Annotated in this window: 21 protein-coding genes; 12 read left to right on the plus strand and 9 right to left on the minus strand. The window is 60.2% G+C overall.

Going from position 1 to position 23,656, the window contains the following annotated elements:
* Positions 1–97: 97 nt before the first annotated feature.
* Positions 98–679 carry a LysE family translocator gene (locus tag HP564_RS14865; RefSeq protein ID WP_371244300.1) on the plus strand — a complete coding sequence of 194 codons (582 nt, stop codon included), beginning with the start codon at positions 98–100 and terminating at the stop codon, positions 677–679.
* On the opposite strand, the gene HP564_RS14870 is transcribed toward HP564_RS14865, so the two are convergent.
* The 3 genes from HP564_RS14870 to HP564_RS14880 form a co-directional block, all read right to left on the minus strand.
* The gene (locus tag HP564_RS14870) at positions 676–3,060 is read right to left on the minus strand and encodes a phosphoketolase (protein WP_371244302.1); all 2,385 of its coding nucleotides are present in this window, start codon (positions 3,058–3,060) and stop codon (positions 676–678) included. The genes HP564_RS14865 and HP564_RS14870 overlap by 4 nt on opposite strands.
* 167 nt (positions 3,061–3,227) lie before the next feature.
* Entirely contained in the window at positions 3,228–4,844 is a 1,617-nt protein-coding gene (gene mqo, locus HP564_RS14875) for a malate dehydrogenase (quinone) (protein ID WP_371244304.1), read from the minus strand.
* A gap of 513 nt (positions 4,845–5,357) precedes the next feature.
* Complete coding sequence (locus HP564_RS14880; protein WP_371244306.1) at positions 5,358–5,600, minus strand: DUF1158 domain-containing protein; 243 nt, start codon at positions 5,598–5,600, stop codon at positions 5,358–5,360.
* 302 nt (positions 5,601–5,902) lie between these two features.
* On the opposite strand from HP564_RS14880, the gene mntP reads away from it, so the two are divergent.
* From mntP to HP564_RS14935, 11 genes are all read left to right on the plus strand, one after another.
* The gene (gene mntP, locus HP564_RS14885; RefSeq protein WP_371244308.1) at positions 5,903–6,478 is read left to right on the plus strand and encodes a manganese efflux pump MntP; all 576 of its coding nucleotides are present in this window, start codon (positions 5,903–5,905) and stop codon (positions 6,476–6,478) included.
* 119 nt (positions 6,479–6,597) lie between these two features.
* Positions 6,598–6,675, plus strand: coding sequence for a stress response protein AzuC (gene azuC / locus HP564_RS14890; protein ID WP_120457375.1), 78 nt, complete (start codon positions 6,598–6,600; stop codon positions 6,673–6,675).
* Positions 6,676–6,927: 252 nt separating this feature from the next.
* Complete coding sequence (gene dgcN, locus HP564_RS14895) at positions 6,928–7,935, plus strand: N-acetyltransferase DgcN (protein WP_371244310.1); 1,008 nt, start codon at positions 6,928–6,930, stop codon at positions 7,933–7,935.
* A gap of 1 nt (position 7,936) precedes the next feature.
* Positions 7,937–8,902: an N-acetyl-D-Glu racemase DgcA gene (dgcA, locus tag HP564_RS14900; RefSeq protein WP_371244312.1), complete on the plus strand. Its 966-nt coding sequence runs from the start codon at positions 7,937–7,939 to the stop codon at positions 8,900–8,902.
* Between the two features lie 16 nt (positions 8,903–8,918).
* Complete coding sequence (locus HP564_RS14905; protein WP_371244314.1) at positions 8,919–10,781, plus strand: dipeptide ABC transporter ATP-binding protein; 1,863 nt, start codon at positions 8,919–8,921, stop codon at positions 10,779–10,781.
* Positions 10,782–10,812: 31 nt separating this feature from the next.
* Positions 10,813–12,354, plus strand: coding sequence for a glutathione ABC transporter substrate-binding protein (locus HP564_RS14910; protein WP_371244316.1), 1,542 nt, complete (start codon positions 10,813–10,815; stop codon positions 12,352–12,354).
* Positions 12,355–12,383: 29 nt separating this feature from the next.
* Entirely contained in the window at positions 12,384–13,316 is a 933-nt protein-coding gene (locus HP564_RS14915; protein ID WP_371244318.1) for an ABC transporter permease subunit, read from the plus strand.
* Entirely contained in the window at positions 13,313–14,197 is an 885-nt protein-coding gene (locus HP564_RS14920; protein WP_371244320.1) for an ABC transporter permease subunit, read from the plus strand. Before HP564_RS14915 ends, HP564_RS14920 begins: the two co-directional genes overlap by 4 nt.
* Before the next feature lie 2 nt (positions 14,198–14,199).
* The gene (locus HP564_RS14925; protein ID WP_371244321.1) at positions 14,200–15,252 is read left to right on the plus strand and encodes a P1 family peptidase; all 1,053 of its coding nucleotides are present in this window, start codon (positions 14,200–14,202) and stop codon (positions 15,250–15,252) included.
* A complete protein-coding gene (locus HP564_RS14930; RefSeq protein WP_371244323.1) occupies positions 15,249–16,070 on the plus strand; it encodes a M55 family metallopeptidase in 822 nt (273 codons plus the stop codon). Before HP564_RS14925 ends, HP564_RS14930 begins: the two co-directional genes overlap by 4 nt.
* A gap of 93 nt (positions 16,071–16,163) precedes the next feature.
* The gene (locus tag HP564_RS14935; RefSeq protein ID WP_371244325.1) at positions 16,164–17,000 is read left to right on the plus strand and encodes a fumarylacetoacetate hydrolase family protein; all 837 of its coding nucleotides are present in this window, start codon (positions 16,164–16,166) and stop codon (positions 16,998–17,000) included.
* Here the strand turns inward: HP564_RS14935 and HP564_RS14940 are convergent.
* Genes HP564_RS14940 through HP564_RS14965 form a run of 6 tightly spaced genes read right to left on the minus strand, consistent with a single transcriptional unit; the run spans position 16,990 to position 23,577 of the window.
* Entirely contained in the window at positions 16,990–18,501 is a 1,512-nt protein-coding gene (locus HP564_RS14940) for a serine hydrolase domain-containing protein (RefSeq protein WP_371244327.1), read from the minus strand. The two genes, HP564_RS14935 and HP564_RS14940, sit on opposite strands and share 11 nt — an antisense overlap.
* Positions 18,498–19,238 carry an ABC transporter ATP-binding protein gene (locus tag HP564_RS14945; protein WP_371244329.1) on the minus strand — a complete coding sequence of 247 codons (741 nt, stop codon included), beginning with the start codon at positions 19,236–19,238 and terminating at the stop codon, positions 18,498–18,500. The genes HP564_RS14940 and HP564_RS14945 overlap by 4 nt, the downstream gene beginning before the upstream one ends.
* 9 nt (positions 19,239–19,247) lie before the next feature.
* On the minus strand, positions 19,248–20,075 hold the full coding sequence (locus HP564_RS14950; protein ID WP_371244331.1) for an ABC transporter ATP-binding protein: 828 nt from the start codon (positions 20,073–20,075) through the stop codon (positions 19,248–19,250).
* Positions 20,076–20,972, minus strand: coding sequence for an ABC transporter permease (locus tag HP564_RS14955; protein ID WP_371244333.1), 897 nt, complete (start codon positions 20,970–20,972; stop codon positions 20,076–20,078).
* Entirely contained in the window at positions 20,972–21,985 is a 1,014-nt protein-coding gene (locus tag HP564_RS14960) for an ABC transporter permease (protein WP_371244335.1), read from the minus strand. Before HP564_RS14960 ends, HP564_RS14955 begins: the two co-directional genes overlap by 1 nt.
* Complete coding sequence (locus HP564_RS14965; protein ID WP_371244337.1) at positions 21,982–23,577, minus strand: ABC transporter substrate-binding protein; 1,596 nt, start codon at positions 23,575–23,577, stop codon at positions 21,982–21,984. The genes HP564_RS14960 and HP564_RS14965 overlap by 4 nt, the downstream gene beginning before the upstream one ends.
* Positions 23,578–23,656: the final 79 nt, after the last annotated feature.

Genomic DNA, 23,656 nt, shown 5'->3' on the forward strand with positions numbered 1-23,656 from the left:
CACAAACTGTAACCATGACAATAGTGATTTTGTGTCTCTGTTACCACGATTTCTCACCCTTTAGCATGAAGCTCTGTTTTTTAACGAGAATGCCAACATGCTTGATCCCTCTTTTTTCAGCTACGTAACCGTAATGTCTATCACGCCAGGCCCTAATAACCTGCTACTGGCTACATCTGGCGTCAATTTTGGCCTGCGGCGCACGCTGCCGCTGATCTCTGGCGTGCTACTGGGGTGTCTGCTGCAAACTGCCCTGGCCGGGCTGGCACTGGAGTGGCTGCTGAGCTGGATGAGCACCGTCAGGCTGCCGCTGACGCTGGCCGGCTGCACCTATCTGCTGTGGCTGTCGTGGAAACTCTGGCGGGCTGGTGCGCCTGCGCGACGGGATAAGGCGCAGCCCATGACCGTCGCCGGCGCGCTGCTTTTTCAGGCGGTGAACCCTAAAGCCTGGATTATGGCAACCAACGTGGCGCTATTGTGGAGCGTACAAAGTGGGCTGGTATCGGTCATGCTTGGCTTTGCGCTGGTTAACCTGCCCTGCATTCTGATATGGGCGGCGCTGGGCGATCGACTGGGCATACATCTGCAAACAGCGTGGAAACGCCAGCTGTTTAATAGCGTGATGGCGATATCGCTGGTCGCCACCACGCTATGGATGCTGACGGACGCGCTGGGTTAATCGGGCGCGCCGGAGCCGGTTTCTGATGGCCACTTCCAGTTGCGCACTTCCGGGACATCCTCACCATATTCGCGCACGTAGCGATGGTGCTCAGCGATGCGCTCCTGTAGATCATCCAGCAGCTCACCATGCTGGTCAGCCAGGCCTGGAATGCGCAGAATGGCCTCCTGCGCCAGATGATAACGGTCGAGCTCATTCAAAACCGTCATATCAAATGGCGTCGTGGTCGTGCCTTCTTCATTGAAGCCGCGAACGTGGAAATTACGGTGATTCGTGCGCTGGTAGGTGAGACGATGTACCAGCGACGGATAGCCGTGAAAGGCAAAAATGACCGGTTTATCGAGCGTGAAAAGGTTATCAAAGTCTGCTTCGCTTTTGCCGTGCGGATGTTGATCCTGAGTTTGCAGCGCCATTAAATCGACGACGTTTACCACGCGGATACGCAGATCGGGCAGATAGTCGCGCAGCAGATCGACTGCCGCCAGCGTCTCCAGCGTGGGCACATCACCCGCACAGGCCATGACAACATCTGGCTCTTCGCCCTCGGGCGTGGTGCCTGCCCAGCGCCATTCGCCCATGCCCGCTTCGCAGTGTGCAATCGCACTCTCCATATCGAGCCACTGCGCCGAGGGCTGTTTGCCTGCCACAATAACGTTGATGCGGTCCCACGTGCGCAGACAGTGATCGCCCACCCAGAGCAGCGTATTGGCATCGGGCGGCAGATAGATACGCACGATATCTGCTTTTTTATTGGCAACATGATCCATAAAGCCAGGATCCTGATGGCTGTAGCCGTTGTGATCCTGCCGCCAGACGTGTGAAGAGAGCAGGTAGTTAAGCGACGAGACCGGTTTACGCCAGCCCAGCTTGCGCGTCACCTTCAGCCATTTGGCGTGCTGGTTAAACATGGAATCCACAATGTGAATAAAGGCCTCATAGCAGTTAAACAGACCGTGGCGGCCGGTTAGCAGATAGCCTTCCAGCCAGCCCTGGCACTGGTGTTCGCTCAGGATTTCCATCACGCGGCCATCGCGCGCCAGCTGCTCATCATAGGATTTAACCGGCTCCAGCCAGGTGCGGCTGGTAACATCAAATACCGGGGTCAGTCGATTTGATGCGGTTTCATCCGGTCCAAACAGGCGAAAATTGTGCGGATTGCTGGCAAAGATTGCTGCCAGATACCGGCCAAACTGCTCGGTGGCCTGCGCCAGCCGCGAGCCGGGCTGCTGGACATCAAAAGCGAAATCGCGAATATCGGGCGTATTCAGCTCGCGGCGCAGTAAGCCGCCGTTGGCATAAGGCGAGGCGCCCATGCGCTTATCACCCTGCGGTGCCAGCGCCCGCAGTTCCGGTTTAAGACGCCCCTGTTCGTCAAACAGATCGTCCGGCTGATAGCTGCGCAGCCACGCCTCCAGAATCTGGCGGTGCCCCTCATCTTCGCGACAGGCCGCTACCGGCACCTGATGCGCGCGCCAGAAATCCTCCACTTTCTTGCCGTCTACCTCCTGTGGCCCGGTCCAGCCTTTGGGGCTGCGCAGAATAATCATCGGCCAGCGTGGGATGCCCTCCTGCTCGCCTGCGCTGCGCGCCGCCTGCTGGTAGGCCGCAATTTTGCTAAAAGCGCTGTCCAGCGTCTCGGCCATCTGCGCGTGCATCTTCTCAGGCTCGTGGCCGCAGACAAAAAGCGGCTCATAGCCGTAACCGCTGAACAGCTGGTGCAGATCGTCGTCACTGGCGCGCCCCAGCAGGGTCGGGTTAGCAATTTTATAGCCGTTTAGGTGCAGGATAGGCAGCACTGCGCCATCGCGCTGCGGATTAAGAAACTTAATGCCGTGCCAGCTCGACGCCAGCGGGCCGGTTTCCGCTTCGCCATCGCCGATCACGCAGGGCACGATCAGATCCGGATGATCAAAGGCCGCGCCGAACGCATGCGCCAGGGAATAGCCCAGCTCGCCTCCTTCATTGATCGAGCCTGGCGTTTCCGGTGCAGCATGGCTGGGAATACCGCCTGGAAAAGAGAACTGCTTGAACAGGCGCTGCATCCCTTCTGCATCTTCGCTGATATGCGGGTAGATTTCGCTATAGCTCCCTTCCAGCCAGGTGTTTGCCACCATACCCGGCCCGCCGTGGCCCGGTCCGCAGACATAGATCAAATTCAGGTCGCGCTGGCGGATAATGCGATTCAGGTGCGCGTAGATAAAGTTAAGGCCCGGTGTGGTCCCCCAGTGGCCAAGCAGGCGCGGCTTGATATGTTCAGGCTTCAGTGGCTCGCGCAGCAGAGGATTAGCCATCAGATAAATCTGCCCGACGGAAAGGTAATTGGCGGCGCGCCAGTAGCGATCCAGCAGGTGCAGTTCGCTGGTAGCGGTCGGTTGGGACATCAGGCATTCTCCTCTCAGGAAAAAGGGCGACAGGACAGAGACGTCCCATTAACCCTAATAGAGAATGCGCAACTCAACCAGGTGGGGTGAAAGGATCAGGCTGCTCAGCAGCACTGGCTGAAAACAAAAAGCCCCGCCAGAGCGGGGCTTTTGTCAGTAAATCGCCGTTATTTGCCCACGACGTGCGCCGTTTCACGCCCTTCGTCGTTCGCAGCGTTCGGTTTTACTGGCGCAGTGTAAGTGAGATTAAGCACGCGGCTGGTGTCCGCCAGCACTTTCTCCGTGAGTGCCACGTCGCCGTTGAGCTTACGTCCCCAGGACGGGACGACCGTGCGAATACGGCTCTGCCACGCCGCAGAGGCCATCTTCTCCGGCCAGGCTTTCGCCATCAGTTCCAGCATAATTGGCGCAGCGGTCGAAGCACCCGGTGACGCACCGAGCAGAGCAGAAATAGTACCGTCTTCTGATGTCACGACTTCGGTGCCCAGGCGCAGCACGCCGCCCTCTTTGGCGTCTTTCTTGATGATCTGCACGCGCTGGCCTGCGGTCACCAGACGCCAGTCGTCCGGATGCGCCTCTGGCACATAGGTACGCAGCGCCTCCATACGATCGGCATCGCTTTGTAGCACCTGGTCAACCAGGTATTTCACCAGGTCAAAATTTTTCAGCCCGACGTTCATCATCGGCAGAAGGTTGCCGCTGTTCATCGAACCAAACATATCCAGCAGCGAACCCTGTTTCAGGAACTTGGTGGAGAAGGTCGCAAAAGGTCCAAACAGCAGGACGCGCTTACCATCCAGCACGCGCGTATCGACGTGTGGAACGGACATCGGCGGCGCACCGACTGATGCTTTGCCATAAACTTTCGCCATATGCTGCTGTACAACGTCCTGATTCTCGGTCACGAGGAACGAGCCCCCCACCGGGAAACCCGCGTAGCCAGCAACCTCCGGAATACCACTTTTTTGCAACAGCGGTAGCGCCGCGCCACCCGCACCGATAAAGACATTCTTCGCCGTGAGAGTGCGCTTCTGTTGCGTGACCAGGGATTGCAGCGTGACCTGCCAGCGGCCATTGCCCAGACGCCTGAGATCGCATACTTCCTGCTGCAGGCGCAGACGGAAATGCGCAGTTTTTTCCAGCGAAGCAATCAGCTGGCGTGTTACTTCGCCGAAGTTGACGTCGGTGCCCATGTCGGTCCAGGTCGCGGCAACTTTCTGCCGACGATTGCGTCCCTTCATTACTAACGGGATCCATTTGGCAATCTGCTGTGGATCTTCGGAATAGGCCATGCCGCGAAACAGCGTGCTTTTTTGCAGGGCCTGATAGCGTTTGCGCAGGAAAGCGACGTTTTCGTCTCCCCAGACAAAGCTCATATGCGGCGTGCTGTTAATAAAGGTTTCGGGCTGGTTCAGATGGCCCTTTTGCACCTGGTAGGCCAGAAACTGACGGGAAATCTGGAAAGATTCATTGATCGCGACAGCTTTGGTGATGTCGATGCTGCCATCAGCCTTTTGCGGCGTATAGTTTAGCTCTGCCAGCGCGGCGTGGCCGGTTCCGGCATTATTCCAGCCGTCAGAGGACTCTTCCGCTACGCTTGCCAGCCGCTCGACCATCTCAATGGTCCAGTTCGGCTCAAGCTCCTGGAGCCACGCGCCTAAGGTCGCGCTCATCACGCCCGCGCCGATAAGCAGTACATCCACGTCTTCACGTTCGGACATTTGCACTTTTTCCATGCCAACGGCGCTCGAGGCGAGCGTAAGGTTTACAGCTTTCTTACTCATGAGGCGACATCTCCTCTCTCTGTTGACCTGATGCTCAACAGGTTCGCAGGCGAAATAGCCGCGCTTCTGGGGAGCGCGTTGCGCTACTTCTCAAAGGTTAAGACTCAGGTATGTTTAAGCGGGATGCAGGTTAACTGCACGTTATGCTTTATCTGTTGAATATAACATTCTCGTCTCTGATTTAAACATTTGTTTATTTTTTAAATGCAGAAATGATTCAGCATAAGAATTAATCATCTTGGTCAGAGAGCCATTAGGAATTTTTTATCGCAAACTCAGCAGGTTAACGAAAGATGATGTTGCAGACTTGCACAAATGCAGTGCAAGAGAAGGAGAGAGGATAAATTCGCCTTATTTTATAAGTCGCTGATTTTTTGAGATAAGTGATAAAAGGGACGATAAAGAATTTTTTATGTCGCAGGCCTTTTCCACTGCATCTGTAAAAACAATGTTACATTTTTGTGAGTCCGATCTGCCCGCCCTGCCGGAAACTGCAGCAGGCGAGCCAGACCGTTAGCCACGGAACCAGCGGCGATAAATCAGGCGGATCACAAAAAACTCGACGGCACCTAACAGCAAAAACCAGGCGCAGAAGATAAGCGTGTAGAGCTGGTTGATATCCTGCAGGTGCAGCAGTTGCGTCAGATTTCGCGCCATCGTAAGGCCAAAATTAGGTGCGGGCAGCAGCAGGGCAGAGAGAAAACCCAGCAGCAAAATACCGCCGGGGATAATCAGGGTTTCAAAAGGATTTTTCATCAGAAGGTTCCGCAGTCATTCGCGCCGCCATTTTCCGGGAATCTTCTCCAGGGTTCAATCCCTGTCGCCAGAGCCTGCGCAAACACCCCACCGGCATAAATAAAAGGCTTAAGTACCATTAACTTAGCGGTAAAACATAGCGAACGATAAAAGTTATAGCCTTTGCTATACTTAAACCCATGATTTTCTTGTCTTTTTATCAGGGGGGAGGCGTGCTAGACTGCGCGCACTTTTAGCAAAACAGACAAGATTCGCGGTGAAAAGCAGACCTTTGAGCGCTTTTTATCCTGACATTAGCCATTATGACTTTTATCGCCACCCTAATCCTTGCTTTTGGAATGTCGATGGACGCTTTTGCCGCTGCATTGAGTAAAGGCGCTGCCCTGCATCGTCCCGGATTTAAAGAGGCACTGCGTACTGGCCTGATTTTCGGCGCGATTGAAGCGCTGACACCCTTAATCGGCTGGGCGGCCGGACTGGCCGCCAGCCGCTACGTCATGGCATGGGACCACTGGGTCGCTTTTTTCCTGCTGGCGTTTCTGGGTGGACGCATGATGATGGCAGGCCTTCGTCAGACCGCCACCGCTGAGCCGTGCGAAGCGCCGCAGCGCCACGGTTTTATGGTACTGGCCATGACGGCAGTGGCCACCAGCCTGGATGCGCTGGCGGTAGGCGTTGGACTCGCCTTTTTGCAGGTCAATATTATTGCTACCGCGCTGACCATCGGTATGGCAACGACCTTTATGGCCACCACCGGGGTGCTGGTGGGGCGTCTGGTCGGGCCGGTGCTGGGCAAATGGGCGGAAGTGCTGGGCGGCGTAGTATTACTCTCCATTGGCTGCACTATTCTGGCAGAGCACCTGCACCTCTTCTCCTGAGCGTCACGCCGCTGATGCAGCGGCGTTTTTGTGATCCAGTTCAAAATTTGTTGCCTGTAAAATGCACAGTGGCTATAATTTCCCTGCATTTTTTCAACAAATTTTGAACAAGGCACCTTATGAAACGCTTAGTGAAATATGTCTTCCGCGCTTACGTCGAAACTTTCAAATATGTCCCGCCAGGCGCTATGTACTGATTGAGTACGGTTGACTTCGTCTCTGGCAATCACGGCAGAGTGCATGCCGTGATGCCCCCTCCGCCATACGTTTTTCTTTCCTTTTTTTGCGCATTCACTTCTTATTGTCCCCTGATTCGGCCTCAGCCATAAGCGCCGCTTGTCACCATAGCCGCAGGTTATACCCGGCGTCTAAACAAGCATTCGTTCTGCCTGGCCTGCCGTGAAATAGTGCGTTTCAGACCCTCCACCCTGTCTGAAAGAGAACGCATTATGCTCATCCCGCAACCTTATCTGCTATTTCTCGGCGACGTCACCGATCCGCTGGCCGCTAAAACTGCTCGCGGCATTCAGGTATGGCGACCCGAACAGTGCGTGGGCGAAATCCGCCTGCCTGGCTGTACCGTTACCCTCGGACTTGAAGAGCTGGACATCGTCGCGGCGAAGGCACGCGGCGCAAAAACGCTGGTGCTTGGCACCGCCAACGCGGGCGGCTATCTGCCGCAGCACTGGCTGGAGAGCATCACCACCGCTATTAAAGCCGGGATGAACGTGGCAAGTGGCCTGCATCACCGCCTCGCGGACGAGCCTGAGCTGGTGGCGCTGGCAGAGGCGCACGGCGTCGCGCTGTTTGATATCCGCCATATGCGCCCGACACTCAGCGTGGGCAGCGGCAAAAAACGCAGCGGAAAACGGGTGCTGACCGTGGGGACCGACTGCTCGGTCGGCAAAATGTATACCTCGCTGGCGCTGGAAGCCGCCATGCGTGAGCAGGGAATGAAAGCCGATTTCCGTGCGACCGGACAGACCGGCATTCTGGTCGCTGGCGAAGGCATCGCCATTGACGCGGTGATCGCCGATTTTATTGCGGGCGCGGCGGAGGCGTTGTCACCGGCCAGTGAAGACGATCACTGGGATATCGTCGAAGGGCAGGGCTCACTGTTTCACCCCTCCTATGCTGGTGTCAGCATGGGGTTAATCCACGGCGCGCAGCCGCACTGGCTGGTGATGTGTCATGAGATGGGGCGGCCGCATATGCGTCATCTGCCCCATCAGCCGATGGTTGGCCTGGCGGAGTGCGTCGAAGCCAATCTGCGTGCGGCGCAGGTGACAAGCGACAATCCGCAGCTGGCCGGTTTTGCCATCAATACCTCTAATTTCAGCGAAGAAGAGGCGCGTGAATATTGCGCGCAGCTCAGTGAGACCTTTGGCGTACCGGCAACCGATCCGGTGCGCTTCGGCATCGATGCAATTGCCGCCCTGTTAAAAGAGCGGGGCTGATATGCGCCGTATGCTGATCGAAGTGCTGACGCTGCCGCTGGCACGGCCTTTCGCCATCGCACGCGGAACCCGCACTGCCGTGGCGGTGATCCGCGTGATTCTGGAACAGGACGGCTTTATTGGCCGCGGCGAATGCACGCCGACGCCGCGCTACAACGAGTCAGTGGAGAGCGTTCACGCCCAGCTTAATGCGATGAAAGAGGCGATTGAGGCAGGCCTCAGCCGCGATGCACTGCAAACGCAGCTCAACGCAGGGGCAGCGCGCAACGCGCTGGATTGCGCCCTGTGGCGTCTGGAGGCCGCGCGTGCGAAACAGACGCTGTGGCAGCAGGTGGCGCTGAGCGCACCACCGTCAGTGGTAACCGCAGAAACGCTGAGCCTCGACAGCGTCGAAAAAATGGCGGACGCGGCGGCGGATGCGGTAGCGCGCGGTGCGCTGCTGCTGAAAATCAAGCTCGACCGCGAGGCCATTGTGGAAAAGGTTGCGGCGGTTCGCGCTGCCGCACCGGACGCTGTCTTGATCGTTGATGCTAACGAGGCCTGGGGCGGATGCGATCTGCCGACGCTGTTTACGGCGCTGCGGCCGTACAGACTGGCGATGATCGAACAGCCCCTGCCAGCGGGCGACGATGCCGGGTTAGCGCATATTGCCCACCCCATTCCGCTCTGCGCTGATGAAAGCTGCCACACGCGCGCCGATATCGCCGCACTGCGCGACCGCTACGAGATGATCAATATCAAGCTCGACAAGTGCGGCGGCCTGACGGAGGCGCTGGCGATGGTCAACGAGGCGAAGCAGCAGGGCATGCGGTTGATGGTCGGCTGTATGCTTGGCTCCTCGCTGGCGATGGAGGCCGCACTGCCGGTGACGCCGCAGGCCGAGCATGTCGATCTGGACGGCCCCCTGTGGCTGGCGGCAGACAGTTCGCCCTTCCTCTCCTATTCACAAGGCCGTATCTGGCTGTAATGCACAGGGAGCAACGATGACGCAGACTTCTCGCCTGCCTGACGCCACCCGCGTGGCGGATGCAGACAGCACACCGGTGCTGGCGATAGATCATCTCAGCGTCAGCTTTCGCGGACGCAGCGGCGCGCATCAGGCGCTGCACGACGTCTCTTTCGCTATTCAGCCGGGGGAGATCGTCGCGGTTGTCGGCGAGAGCGGATCGGGAAAATCGGTAACCTCACTGGCGGTCATGGGGCTGCTGGCAGCCTCGGCGCGCATCGACGGTGGCGCCATTCGCTTTCGCGACCGCGAGGGCGTTACGCGCGATCTCAGCCAGCTTAGCGATGAGCAGCAGCGCAGGCTGCGCGGGCGCGAAATAGCGATGATTTTTCAGGAGCCAATGACCTCGCTGAACCCGGTGCTGCGCGTGGGCGATCAGCTTACCGAAGCGCTGCGTGACCACGGACTCTGCTCCGGTGCCGATGCCCGTGCGCGGGCGCGTTCGCTGCTGCAGCAGGTGCGCATCGCTGACGTTGATCGGGTAATGAAAAGCTACCCGCACGCGCTTTCCGGCGGCATGCGCCAGCGCGTGATGATTGCACAGGCGCTGGTGTGCGACCCGCAGTTGCTGATTGCCGATGAACCCACCACCGCGCTCGACGTTACGGTGCAGGCGCGCATTCTCCATATTCTGCGCGCGCTCCAGCGGGAAAAAGGCATGGCGGTGCTGTTTATTACGCACGATATGGGCGTGGTGGCAGAAATTGCGGATCGCGTTGTGGTGATGTATCGCGGCAACGTCGTCGAACAGGGGCCCGTGGAGGCAATTTTCGCCGCGCCGCAGCATGACTATACCCGCGCGCTGCTGGCGGCGGTGCCCAAACCGGGTGAGATGCGTGAGCAGCGCTGGCCGCAGCGTTTTCCGCTGCTGCACGCGAATGCACCCGTTGCAGCGGCGCACATTACCGCGCGTTATGACGAGAAACCGCTGCTCGACGTGCGCGGGCTCACCGTGCGCTTTCCGGTGCGCAGCGGCATCTTTTCCGCGCTGACGCACCGCGTGCATGCGGTGGAGCAGATCGACTTTGCCCTCTGGCCGGGTGAGACGCTGGCGATTGTCGGCGAAAGCGGCTGCGGTAAATCAACTACCGGTCGTGCGCTCATGCGGCTGGTTGACGGCGATGCCGACAGCATTTTGTTTGCCGGCCGCGAGATCGCCAGCCTGAAAGAGGCACAGTTTCAGCCGCTGCGGCGTGAAATCCAGATGGTGTTTCAGGATCCCTATGCGTCGCTTAATCCTCGCCTGACCGTGGGTTTCACTATTGCGGAGCCGCTGCTGCTGCACGGACTGGTGCGCTCGCTCGACGAGGCAACGCCGCAGGTGGAGGCGCTGTTAGAGAGCGTCGGCCTGCTGCCGGAACATGCGCGGCGCTATCCTCATGAGTTCTCCGGTGGGCAGCGCCAGCGCATCGCCATCGCCCGGGCCATGGCGCTCAGGCCCAGAATTATTATTGCCGACGAAGCGGTCTCGGCACTGGACGTGTCGGTTCAGGCGCAGGTCATTAACCTGATGATGGATTTGCAGCAGCAGACAGGTGTCGCCTGGATTTTTATTTCGCATGACATGGCCGTGGTTGAACGCATCGCCAACCGCGTTGCGGTGATGTATCTCGGACAGATCGTGGAAATCGGCCCGCGGCAGTCGCTTTTTAATCAGCCACACCATCCCTATACGCAGCGTCTGCTGGCCTCAGTGCCGGTGGTCGATCCGCGTAACCGTCCGCAGCGCCAGTTCGACGACGGTGAAATCCCGTCTCCGGTTCGCAGCGTAAAAGAGACGGTGAATAAGCATCGTTATCGCCAGGTCGCGCCCGATCACTGGGTGGCCGAGGACCGTTAACTGCGTCTGTTTATTGCTACCAGGAGCCTTTATGAAGCTATTGTTTCGCCGTACCTCTGTCGCCCTCGCGCTAACGCTATGTCTGGCCAGCGCTGCACAAGCGCAGGATCTGCGTATCTCTATGTACGCCGATATCACCGGACTCGATCCGCACGATACCTCTGACAACATCAGCTATTCGGTGCAGAGTGGGGTATTTGAACGGCTGTTCCAGTTCGATGCCAGAATGACCCTGATGCCGTGGCTGGCGACGCATTACACCAGCAATGAGGATGCCACACAGTTTACGCTGACCCTGCGCGACGGCGTGACCTTTCAGGACGGTACGCCGTTTGACGCCGACGCGGTCAAGGCTAACCTCGACCGGCTCGCCGATCAGAAAAAGGGACTGAAGCGCAACAGCCTCTACCGCATGATCAAAAGCGTCACGGTACTGGCACCCAATAAAGTCCAGATTGACCTGAGCGAATCGTTCGGTGCCTTTATTAATACCCTGGCGCACCCCTCGGCAGTGATGTGGAGCCCGACAGTGCTGAAAGCATTTCCTGACGAGGCGCAACTTCGTTTGCATCCGGTCGGCACTGGCCCGTTCTCCTTTGTCGACTGGCAGCCAGGCAAGGCGGTGACGCTGGCGAAATACAACGGCTACTGGAACAAAGGCTGGCCGAAGGTGGATCGCGTCATCTTCTCCCCCAGCCCGGAAGACGCTACGCGCGTGGCGGCGCTCAAGTCGGGCCAGGTGGACGCCATTTACCCGCTGCCGTCCGATCTTGTCGGCGCAGTGCAGAGCGACAGTCGACTGGCGATCCAGCGCGATCCCAGCATCTATCTCTACTACATGGCGATCAATACTCAGCACAAGGCGCTGGCCGATACGCGTGTGCGCCAGGCGATTAACTACGCTATCAACCGCGAGCTCTGGCTGAAGGTGGGCTTTGCCGGAATGGGCACGCCTGCAACCTCGGCGATCCCGGCCGGGGTGCAGTTCTATCAGAAACAGAGCGCGCCAGACTATCGCTATGCGCCGGATGAAGCAAAAGCCTTGCTGGCTGCGGCAGGTTATCCCAACGGTCTCGATCTCAAGCTCTGGTGTACCAACGCGACCGTCAGCGTTCGCGCCGCGCAGTTTCTTAAGGCGCAGCTGGCAACCGTCGGCATTCGCGTGACCGTCACGCCGATGGATTCCGGCACGCGCAACGCCAGGCTATGGGGTGTAAAGGATCCAAAACAGGCGGAGTACGATCTCTACTACGGCGGCTGGTCGACCTCGACGGGCGACGCTGACTGGGCGCTGCGTCCGCTCTTTGCCACCGAATCCTGGGTCCCGACTTCTTACAACGTCTCCTACTACAGCAATCCGGCGGTGGATAAGGCGATTGCCGGTGGTCTGGCGACGGCTGAACCGGCGAAGCGCGCGGCAGCCTACGCCGACGCGCAGAGTCTGCTGTGGAAAGATGCGCCTGTCGCTTTCCTTGGTACGCCAGATAATCTGGTGGGTAAAACGCAGAAGCTGAGCGGCGTGTCGATGCTGCCAGACGGCAACCTGCTTTTTAATCAGGCGGTCTTTCAGTAACGCCAGACGGCACGATAAAAAGGGGCGTTATGTTCGCATATATTCTGCGTCGACTGCTGGAGATGATCCCGGTGTTGCTGGTGGTTTCGCTGCTGGTGTTTGGCTTTATTAAGCTGCTGCCTGGCGATCCGGCGCGGATCTACGCCGGGCCTGACGCGCCAGCGGCGGCGGTCGAGGCAGCACGCCAGCATCTCGGCCTGAACGATCCGCTGCCGCAGCAGTACGTTAACTGGCTGGGCGGCATTCTGCGCGGCGACCTGGGTGTCACTTACCGCACCCAGCAGCCGGTGCTGGAGGTGATCCGCAAAAGCTTTATGCCGACGCTGTGGCTGGCGCTGGCGGGATTCGCCTGGTCAGTGGTGCTGGGGCTGGCGCTGGGCGTCATGGCGGCGCTGCGACGCGGCGGCTGGCTGGACTGGACGCTGATGAGCGCGGCGGTTGGCGGCATTTCAATGCCGGCATTCTGGCTCGGCCTGCTGCTGATCCAGTTTGTTGCTATGCCGTACGGCCTCTTCTCGGTCAGCGGTTTCAATCAGCCCTCCGATATCATTCTCCCCGCGATCACGCTTGGCTCGTCGGTGGCGGCGGTCATGGCGCGCTTTACCCGCTCAGCCTTTCTTGAGGTGGCGCAGGAGGATTATGTGCGTACCGCGCGCGCCAAAGGGTTGCGCGCGGCGCGCGTAACCTGGAAACATGTGATGCGCAACGCGCTTATCCCGGTGATAACCATGCTGGGCCTGCAGTTTGGCTTTCTGCTGGGCGGGTCAATCGTAGTGGAAAGCGTGTTTAACTGGCCGGGTTTGGGCTGGCTGTTGATTGAATCGATCAAGGCGCAGGACCAGCCGGTGATTCAGGCGCTGGTCATGCTGTTCGTCTTTGAATTTATCCTCATCAACCTGCTGGTGGACCTGCTCTATGCGGTCGTCAATCCGGCAATTCGTCTTAATCAGGGGGCCAGATGAGTCAGCAAACCCTCGCCACTGTCGACAGCGACGCGATCCGCTCGCCGTGGCGCGACTTCCTGCACGCTTTTGCGCGCAATCCGCTGGCGCTGGCATCGGGCAGTTTCGTGCTGTTGCTGATGCTGGTGGCCCTGTTCGCGCCCTGGCTGGCTCCCTGGAATCCCATGGAACCGGACTGGACGGCGCTCTCTGTACCACCGTCAGGTACGCACTGGATGGGAACGGACGAGCTTGGGCGTGATGTCCTGAGCCGTATTATCTACGGTACGCGTATTTCCCTTTACGTGGGCGTGGTGTCGGTGACGCTCGGCATGGTGGCGGGCAGTCTGCTTGGCCTGCTGGCAGGCTACTACGGTCGCTGGATCGATATGCTGATCATGCGCGGTGCTGACGTGCTCTTCGCCTTCCCCGGCATGCTGCTGGCGATTGCGGTAGTGGCGGTGCTGGGGCCGGGCCTCAATAACGTGATTATTGCGGTGGCGGTGTTCAGCGTGCCGGTCTTTGCGCGCATCGTACGCGCCTCGACGCTGTCGCTAAAGCAGGCCGCTTATGTTGAAGCGGTGCGCTGTGCGGGCGCGCCGGATCGCGTGATTCTGCTGCGTCATATTCTTCCCGGCACGCTGCCGAACGTGATCGTTTACTTCACCATGCGCATCGGCACCAGCATCCTGACCGCCGCCGGACTGAGCTTTATCGGCCTCGGCCCGGAACCAGACGTGCCGGAATGGGGCAATATTCTCGCCATGAGTCGCAGCATGATGATGGCAGGACTGTGGCATGTTAGCGTCTTTCCCGGCCTGGCCATTTTTATGACGGTGCTGGCGTTTAACCTGCTGGGCGATGCGCTACGCGATACGCTGGATCCTAAACTCAAGAGCTAACCATGGACTTTCACCAACACCAGAGCGACCTGCTGTTGCAGCGCTGGCGCACTACGCGCCGTCTGGGTCAGCCGCGCGGCCTCTGTGGGCCGACTGACCGCATCAGCGACGTGCCAGGGGTACGCGTCGGACACTACACGCTGGCGTGCGACGCGCAGCAAACCGGCGTGACGGCGATCGTGCCGCCGGGAGAGAATCTTTTTATCAGGCCCTTACCGTGCGGCACCGCGGTGTTTAACGGCTTCGCCAAGCCGGTCGGGCTGGTGCAGGTCGCCGAGCTGGGCGTGCTACAGACGCCGATTTTGCTCAGCAACACGCTGGCGATCGGCACGCTGTTCAACACGCTGGCGCGGACGGCCATCCGTGCTAACCCGGAGCTGGGACGCACGCTTCCCACGGTCAATCCGCTGGCGCTGGAGTGCAACGACGGCTGGCTCAACGATATTCAGGCGATGGCGATAACCGAGGCGATGGCGCAGGCCGCGATCGATAGTGCCGATGCTGACTTCGCGCGCGGCAGCGTGGGAGCCGGACGCGGCATGAGCTGTTTCAGCCTGAAAGGCGGCATCGGCAGCGCTTCCCGACGGATCGAGGCGCTCAACGCCACGCTGGGGGTACTGGTGCTGGCAAACTTTGGCGCACTGACGTCTCTGACGCTGGATGGCGTGCGCATTGGCGAGCAGATGGCGCCGCTGCTGCCGTCATTAACGCCGCAGCGCGACGCAGGCTCCATCATTATCATTATGGCGACCGACGCGCCGCTCGATGCGCGCCAGCTGACGCGCATCGCAAAGCGCGCCGGTGCCGGTCTGGGGCGGCTGGGCAGTTACTGGGGACACGGCTCCGGCGACATCGCGGTAGCGTTTTCTACGCAGTCCGTACCGCAACCGCCGGAGGAGGCCACGCTGGAGCCGCTGCTCCTGGCGGCCGCTGACGCCACCGAACATGCGGTGCTGGATGCGCTGCTCAGCGCACAGCCCGTCACCGGCTTTCGTGGCCATCACCGTCCGGCACTCAGTGACGTGCTGGACCGCCTTGCAGGAGTCACACCGTGAAGATCTTTATCTCAGCCGATATTGAAGGGGTTGCGGGCGTGATGCGCCCTGAACAATGCGCGCCTGGGCACGCCGACTGGCAGCTGGCGCGCGAGCTGATGGAGCAGGAGGTTAACGCCGCGATTGAGGGGGCGTTCGCCGCAGGCGCGAGGGAGGTGGTGGTCGCCGACAGCCATGCGCAGATGACCAACCTGCGCGCCGCTTATATCGATGCGCGCGCCCGGCTGGTGCAGGGTAAACCGCGTGCGCTCTCGATGGTGGAGGGGCTGGAACAGCAGCGCTTCGATGGCCTGATGCTGATCGGCTATCACAGCGCGGCGGGCGAGCCGGGCGTGCTGGCACACACCATCAACGGCCGCGCCTTCTGGCGCATTCTGATCAACGATCGCGTGGTGGGCGAAAGCGACATCTATGCAGCAGCGGCAGCGGAGCAGGGCACGCCGCTGTGGCTGGTGAGCGGTGACGACTGCCTGCAGCAGTGGATCGCGGAACGCCACCCCGAAGCGGACTATGTCTGCGTAAAGCGCGCGATTTCCCACACCTGCGCCGAATCGCTGAGTCCGCAGGCGGCGCGCGAGCGTATCCGGGAAGCGGCGGCGCGCGCGGTTTCGCGCGCCTCTGGCCGCTGTGTTCCCTCGCTGAGCGCGCCTTACCGGCTAACGTTACAGGCGAGCAAACCGGTGCTGGCGGATCTGTTCTGCCTGATCCCCGGCGTTACGCGCCTCGACGCCGTTACGGTCGGCTACCAGGCGACGCAAATGGCCACCCTGGTCAGCCTGCTCAGCGCCTTCTCTTATCTGGCATCGACACAAAATTAACGCTTATGTCATCGGATGAGCGGAAGTTTGTACGATTTTCGTCTCATCTTTTGTTAACCTGCGCGCGAATTTATCGATAACAACGAGGCAGTAATGCAGCTTTGCAGTTTTTATCTTCCAGACCAGGGCATTAAAAGTTTCGGCATCGTAAAAGAGAACGGCGTGGTGGATGTCGGCACGCGCCTGGGCGCGCAGTGCCCGGATCTGAAAACCTTTCTGCAGCGCTCTTCGCTGGCGGATCTCGCGGCGTTTCGCGATCGCCCCGCCGACTATGCTTTCGATGTGCTGCGCTTTCTGCCGGTAATTGACCACCCCGGTAAGGTGTTCTGCGTCGGCATGAACTATGCCGACAAGCGCAAAGAGTTTTCAGAAACCCAGAATGCGCCGACGCTGTTTATCCGCTTCGCTGACTCCCTGACCGGTCATGACCAGCCGCTGATGAAACCGGCCTCCACCAGCGAATTTGACTACGAAGGCGAGCTGGCGGTCATCATTGGCAAACCGGCGCATCGGGTGAAAGCGGATGAGGCACTGAGCTACGTGGCAGGCTACAGCTGTTTCATGGACGCCACGGTGCGTGACATGCAGTTTACCTGGTTCACCGCTGGAAAAAACTGGCCGCAGACTGGCGGTTTCGGCCCCTGGATGACCACGGCTGAGGCCATCGGCGATCCGCAGACGCTGGCGATCAAAACCTTTCTCAACGGTCGCGAAGTGCAGAACGACACCACCGGCAGCATGGTACACAGCGTCGCGAATATTATTGAGTACATCTCGGCTTTCAGTCCGCTCTCTCCTGGCGACGTCATTTTTACCGGCTCACCGGGCGGGGTCGGCAAAAAACGCACGCCGCCGCTGTTTATGTTCAGCGGCGACGTGGTGGAAGTGGAAATTGAGAAGATCGGCAGGCTACGCAACGTTATCGCGTAAACTGCACCACCCGGCTGCGGTTCAGCAGCAGGCGCAGCCGGTTGCCGTCGCGCTCCAGCATAAAGCGCTTTTGCCACGGGCCATCCTGCGCGGTCGCCAGCACCCGATCGCCGCCCAGCGACTGCAGGCTGGCGACCATCGCCGCCGGACCGATGCCCAGCGTCAGCGTCTCGCCCGCAATCACCAGCTCGCTGCGCCACTGCGGCAGAAACCAGCGTCCCTGCATCCCCGCTAAGCTGCTGCTGTCGGGCTGGGCGGGGATAAAGCGACGCGGCGCATGGCCCACCTCGCCAGCGATGGCGCTGCCCTCATGACGCAGGCGCATCGGCAGGGTGCTGGAGAGCGTGCGCGCATCGCCATGCGCGTCGCCGCGCCACAGCGTTTCGCTCGCCCCGAGCCAGGTCGCGGTATCGCCACCGATCTCCAGCCACTCCGCCGTCTGCTCGCCAACATAGAGCCCAGGCGTGAGTTCGTGACCTTTTTCCGGCAGCGTGCGGTTGAGCAGCGCCGCCATGACGCGCATGGCACTCTCAGCGGTGGCGATATCCTCCCGGTTTGCTACCAGCGCCACGCCCGCCTGCCGTTCAGGATGCAGCAGAAAATAACTTTTGTAACCCGCGTGCGAACCGCCGTGCCCAAACAGCGTCTGGGTACCGATCTGGCTGCTGGCCAGACCCAGGCCATAGCCGCTGACGCGTCCGTCAGCCAGCAGGCGCGGCGCACTAAGGCGTTGTAGTACGCCCGCGCCGGGGCCGCGATCGCTGAGCAGCGCCTGTAGCCAGCGCGTCAGATGGCGTAGCGAGCCGGTGACGCTGCCGGAGGCGGAGAGATGCAGGCCGGCGCTGGCGAGCTGCCAGCGATGGCCATTGAACCAGTAGCCGGGTGCCAGGCCAGGCACCACGTCGAACCAGGTCTCCGGAGCGGACAGGCTGATATCAAGCGGCTGGCAGATATACTGCTGCAGCAGTGCATCAAAACCGACGCCTTTCGCTTTCAACGCCTCTTCCACCAGCCGATAGCCGGTATTGGTGTAAGAAACTTCGCTGCCGGGCGGGTAGTTCAGCCCGCCCTCCGCGGCGAGGAACGCCAGCAGATCGGCGTCGCTGGTGGCGTTATAGACCGACAGCCCAATCAGCGACAGCGTTTCACGCAGATCCGGCAGCCCGCTCGACATATCCAGTGCCTGACCCACGGTAACGTGTCCGCTGTCGCCGTGCAGCTGCGGCAGATGATCGGCCAGCCGGTCGTCAGGCGACAGATAGCGGCGGCCCGGCCCGGTGACCAGCGCTGCGAAAAGGTGCTTGGTTATGGAAGCGAAGCGCACCACGGTATCAGGGGTAAAGGGTGTCTGCTGCGCCAAATCCGCCTGGCCGGCGCAGTGCACCGAATGGCGCTGGCGGGCATCAAACAGCACGATCGCGCCACCCGGCGCGTCGGGCTGCCGCCAGCCCTGAACCACCTCGTCGGCGACCGCCGCCGCCCGTTGCCACTCCAGCGTCATACCGGCTCCTCCAGTCCCGTGCTTAAATCAAAAAGCTGCGCGGTGTGCGGATGATGGATGCGTCGCGCGCGCAGATCGTCTGCGCTTAACTGCTCCACCATTTCGCCATGCTGCATCACGCCGATACGCTGGCAAAGATGCGCAACCACCGCCAGATTATGCGTAACCAGAATATAGGTAAGATTGCGCGCGCTGCGCAGATCGCTGAGCAAATTGAGGATTTCCGCCTGCACTGAAACATCCAGCGCGGAGGTCGGCTCATCCAGCAGCAGCACCTGCGGTTCAGCGATCAGCGCGCGGGCAATCGCCACGCGCTGGCGCTGGCCGCCGGAGAGCTGATGCGGATAGCGGAAGCGTGCCGCCGCGGGCAGACCTACGTCGCTCAGCGCCTGGCTGATGCGCTGTTCGGCGCGATCGAGGCGATGCACCAGCAGCGGCTCATGCAAAATGCGGTCGATTGTCTGGCGCGGATGCAGCGAACCGTAGGGGTCCTGAAACACCATCTGCACCTGGCGAAAAAAGGGGCGGCCGCGCCTGGCGGTCAGCGCCATGCCACCAAAGCGAATCTCGCCGTGCCAGTCAGGGTTCAGGCCTGCCAGCGCGCGCAGCACCGTCGATTTGCCCGAGCCGCTTTCGCCCACCATGCCAAAACTCTCGCCGCTGCCAACCTGGAACGAAACCGCTCTAACGGCGCGATGCGCGCCGAAACGCACCTCCAGCCGATCAATGTCAAACATCGCTTTCTCCTAATCGCGCCATGCGGCGTCGCGTTGCAGCGTGGGCAGGCGCGTGCGCGGATGGCGCAGCGACGGCAGGCAGGCCAGTAGCCCCTGGGTGTAGGGATGCTGCGCCTGATGCAGCTGGCGGGCATCCAGCAGCTCGACGATACGTCCGGCATACATCACCGCCACGCGATCGCAGAAGTGCGACACCAGTGGCAGATCGTGACTGATCAGGATCAGCCCCATGCCGCGCGCTGAGACCAGGTCATCAATCAGGCGCAGAATGTCCGCCTGCACCGTTGCGTCGAGCGCGCTGGTGGGTTCATCGGCAATCAGCAGCTCGGGATCGGGTGCCAGCATCATGGCAACCATCACGCGCTGCCCCATGCCGCCGGAAACCTCATGCGGGTAGCGCTGCGCCGCAGCGGCGGCGTCACGGATTTTCACCTGCTCCAGCAGGCCGACTGCCGCCTGCATCGCGGCTTTTTTGCTGCCGCCTTTGTGCTCGCGCCAGGCTTCAGCGATCTGCTGGCCAATCGTCATAACCGGGTTAAGCGAATATTTTGGATCCTGAAGAATAAAGCCGACGCGTCTGCCGCGAATCTGCCGCAGCGTTTTCTCACTGGCATTGCGCAAATCGATGCCGTCAAAACGCAGCGCGTCGGCGCTGACCTCGGCGTTGCCCGGCAGCAGCTGCATCAGGCTGCGCGCCGTGAGCGATTTACCCGAGCCGCTCTCGCCAACGATAGCGAATTTCTCTTTACCGACGCTAAAGCTGACGCCGCGTACCGCTTCAAAGGTTTCAGCGCGGCTGCGAAAAGTGATACGCAAATTTTCTATTTCCACCAGCATTTAGCGCTCCCTGGGATCGAGGACGTCGCGCAGGCCGTCGCCGAGAAAGTTAAAGGCCAGCGAGGTGAGAAAAATCGCGATGCACGGCATCAGCGGCACCCACCATTCGCTGAAGAGAAACCGACGCGCGGTCGCGATCATCGTGCCCCATTCCGGCGACGGTGGCTGCGCGCCCATGCCGAGGAAACCAAGACTGGCGGCGGTAATAATGATGGAACTCATGTCGAGCGTGACGCGCACAACCAGGCTCGGCACGCACAGCGGCATGATATGCCGCAGAATGATGCGCAGCGGCGACGCACCGGTCAGACGGCTGGCAGCGATAAAGTCGCTTTGGCGAAACTGCAGCGTTTCCGCGCGCGCCAGTCGGGCATAGGGTGGCCAGGCGGTGAGGGCGATTGCCAGCACTGCACTTTCGACGCCTGGCTTGAGCGCAGCGACGAACGCCAGCGCCAGGATCAGGCGAGGAAAGGCAAGAAAAATATCGGTGATACGCATCAGTGCCTTGTCAATGACGCCGCCGAGATAACCGGCAACGCAGCCAATCAGCAGGCCGAGCGGGGCGGTGAGCGCCACTACGGCAATGACCATGCCGAGTGTAGTGCGACCGCCGTAAATGATACGCGTCCAGAGATCGCGTCCAAGCTCGTCGGTACCCAGCCAGTGCGCAGCGGACGGCCCCGCCAGACGGTTGTCCAGGTGCTGCGCGCCGGGGTCCCAGGGCGTCAGAAGCGGCGCGGCGACCGCCAGCAGCAGCATCAGCAGAATCACCGCCAGGCCGCCTGTCGCCAGCGGATTGCTGCGCAGGCTGAGCCACAGGCGATAGCGACGTCCCCATACCGCCTGTTGGCGGGTAGCGGGTGAATCAGCAAGCAGCCAGTTACGAGAAAGAGACATTATTTTACCCGTGGATCGCAGAGTCGATAGAGAAGGTCGGCGAGCTGGTTGAGCAGCACGTAAACCGTACCAACCAGCAGCGTGGCGCCCACCACCGGATTCATGTCGGCGTTCATCAGCGACGTGGTGAGATACTGGCCGAGGCCAGGCCAGGCGAAGACATTTTCCGTCACGACCGCGCCCTCCAGCAGGCCGGCATAGGTGAGCGCCAGCACCGTGATCAGCTGAACCGCCACCGTTGGAAAGGCGTGACGCCAGATGACGCGGCGTGACGACAGCCCCTTGGCGCGCGCCGTCATCACAAACTCGCCGCTAAGCGCGTTGAGCATAAAGGTGCGGGTCATACGCGTGATGTAGGCCATGCTGAAGTAGGCGAGGATACAGACCGGCTGCGCCATGTGCGCCAGCGCGTCGCGGAAGGCCTCATATTCACCCGCCAGCAGCGAATCGAGGGTGAGAAACCCGGTGACCTGCGGGATCATATCCTGCCAGATAATATCCTGCCGCCCCGGTCCCGGCGCAATGCCGAGCACCGCATAGAACAGCAGCAGGCTGAGCAGCGCCAGCACGAATACCGGCAGCGAATGGCCCGCCAGACAGACCACGCGAATGGACTGATCGATCCAGGTGCCTTGCCGCACCGCCGCCCAGACGCCGAGAGGAATGCCAGCCAGCGCGGCAATGACGATTGCCGCTGTCGCCAGCTCCATGGTGGCCGGGAAAAAGCGGGCAATATCGCTGGTGACGCTGTTTGAGGTGAGAACTGAACGGCCCAAATCGCCATGCAAGAGTTGATTCAGATAGTGGCCGAACTGCACGTAGAGGGGCTGATCCAGCCCCATTTCCGCGCGTACCCGCTCCACCACCGACTGTGGCGCGTTGTCGCCCACCGCCGCCAGCACCGGATCGGTCGGCATTACCCGACCGATAAAGAAGGTCAGCACCGTCAAACCAAACAGCGTCAGCAGGAGGCTGCCCAGCGAGCTGACGCCGCGTCTTATCGCGCCCGTCACGCTTTTTTCACCTGCTGGTAAGGCCACTGTTCCAGTACGGTCATATGGACATCAGAGAGCGTCTTCGCGCAGGCGGTGGTCTGGATCTGCTGCATCATAAAAATAAACGGACTCTTCTCCCGATGCTGCTGCTGTATTTTTTTATACAGCGCGAGGCGCTGCGCCGGGTCGCTTTCGTGCAGCGCCTGAGCGGTGAGCTGGTTGAATTCGTCGTCTGACCAGCCGCAGCGCCAGGCCAGGGTGCGGTTGCGTGCGCCGGTAGTGTTGTCGGTATTGACGCAGAAGGCTTCCGTATTGGAGTGCGGATCGAAGTAGTCCGCGCCCCACGAGGTGATCGCCAGCTGATGCTGACGCGCGCGCATTTTGGTCAGCACCTGACGGTTCTCCGAGGCGATGAGCGACACCTTAATGCCGATGGCGCCAAGCTGGGTCTGAATCGCCTGGGCGATATCGGGATAGGGCTGCATTGAGTAGTGATCGAGGGTAATTTCGAAGCCGTCCGGGTAGCCCGCTTCCGCCAGCAGCGCTTTCGCTTTGTCTACATCGCGATGGAAAGGCGCGTCGTCGAGCGCCGCCGGAAAGCCGGAAGGAAGAAAACTCTGGTGCACGTTGTAGGTCAGCGACAGGATATTTTTCTGAATGCTGTCGTAGTCGATTGCCCACTTAAGCGCCTGCCACACCTGCGGCTTTTGCAGCTGCGGATGGGTGGTATTACAGGACATCAGCATAATGGCAGAAAGCGGCTGCTTCACCAGCGTGACGTCAGTGCCCGATTGTAGCGGCTTGAGCTGTTCGGTGGTGAGATCGTAGGCGACGTCCACGTCGCCTTTTTGCAGCATCAGCGACTGTGCGGCGGGGTCAGCGATATGCTTGAGGATAACGCGCTTGATGGCGCTCTGACTGGCGTACTGCGGGCTCAGTTCCAGAATCACCGTTTCACTCGCTTTCCAGCTGCGCAGCGTAAACGCGCCCGAGCCAGCGCTGTGTTGCTTCAGCCAGGCGTTGCCAAAGTCGTTGTTCTGCTGGTTGGCGAGGCAGGCTTTTTTCGACACGATGCTGCCGACCGTGGCGGAGAGACAGTAGAGCAGGAACGACTCCGAGGCGGGTGCGCCCAGCGTCATCTCCAGCGTATGGGCATCTTTCGCCGTCACCTTGCTGGTCACGTTCTCTTTTGTAAAGCCGAACTGGTTAATGATAAAGGCCGGACTTTTATCCAGCTTTACGATGCGCTCAATAGAAAAGGCCGCATCCTCCGCGGTAACGGGTGTGCCGTCAGCAAACGTCGCTGCGGGATCGAGATAGAACGTAAACACCGAGCCGTCGCTGTTCGCCTCCCAGCGCTGCGCCAGCATGCCGATCACCTTATCTGCCTGCTGCGAATCGGGCTGCACCAGTTTCTGATAGAGGTTGCCGCAGATCTGGCCGCCGGTGACTTCAAAACTTTCGTGTGGGTCGAGACTGGTCATATTGTCGAGCTGCATCGCCATAACCAGCATGCCGGAAGGCGTGGCGGCAAAGGCTGAATTGAGGCTGAGCCAGGATAAAAAGGGCGCGGCGGTGCATCCTGCGATAAAGCGTCTTCTGGTGACCATTTTAACTCCAGGTTATTGATTATTAATAATAAAAAATGAGTTTAGTCTGTTTTTTAGCTTGACAGTCGTCCGGTCGCAG

It is taken from the genome of Pantoea sp. KPR_PJ, from assembly GCF_041386365.1.
In the GTDB taxonomy this organism is placed as follows: domain Bacteria; phylum Pseudomonadota; class Gammaproteobacteria; order Enterobacterales; family Enterobacteriaceae; genus Pantoea.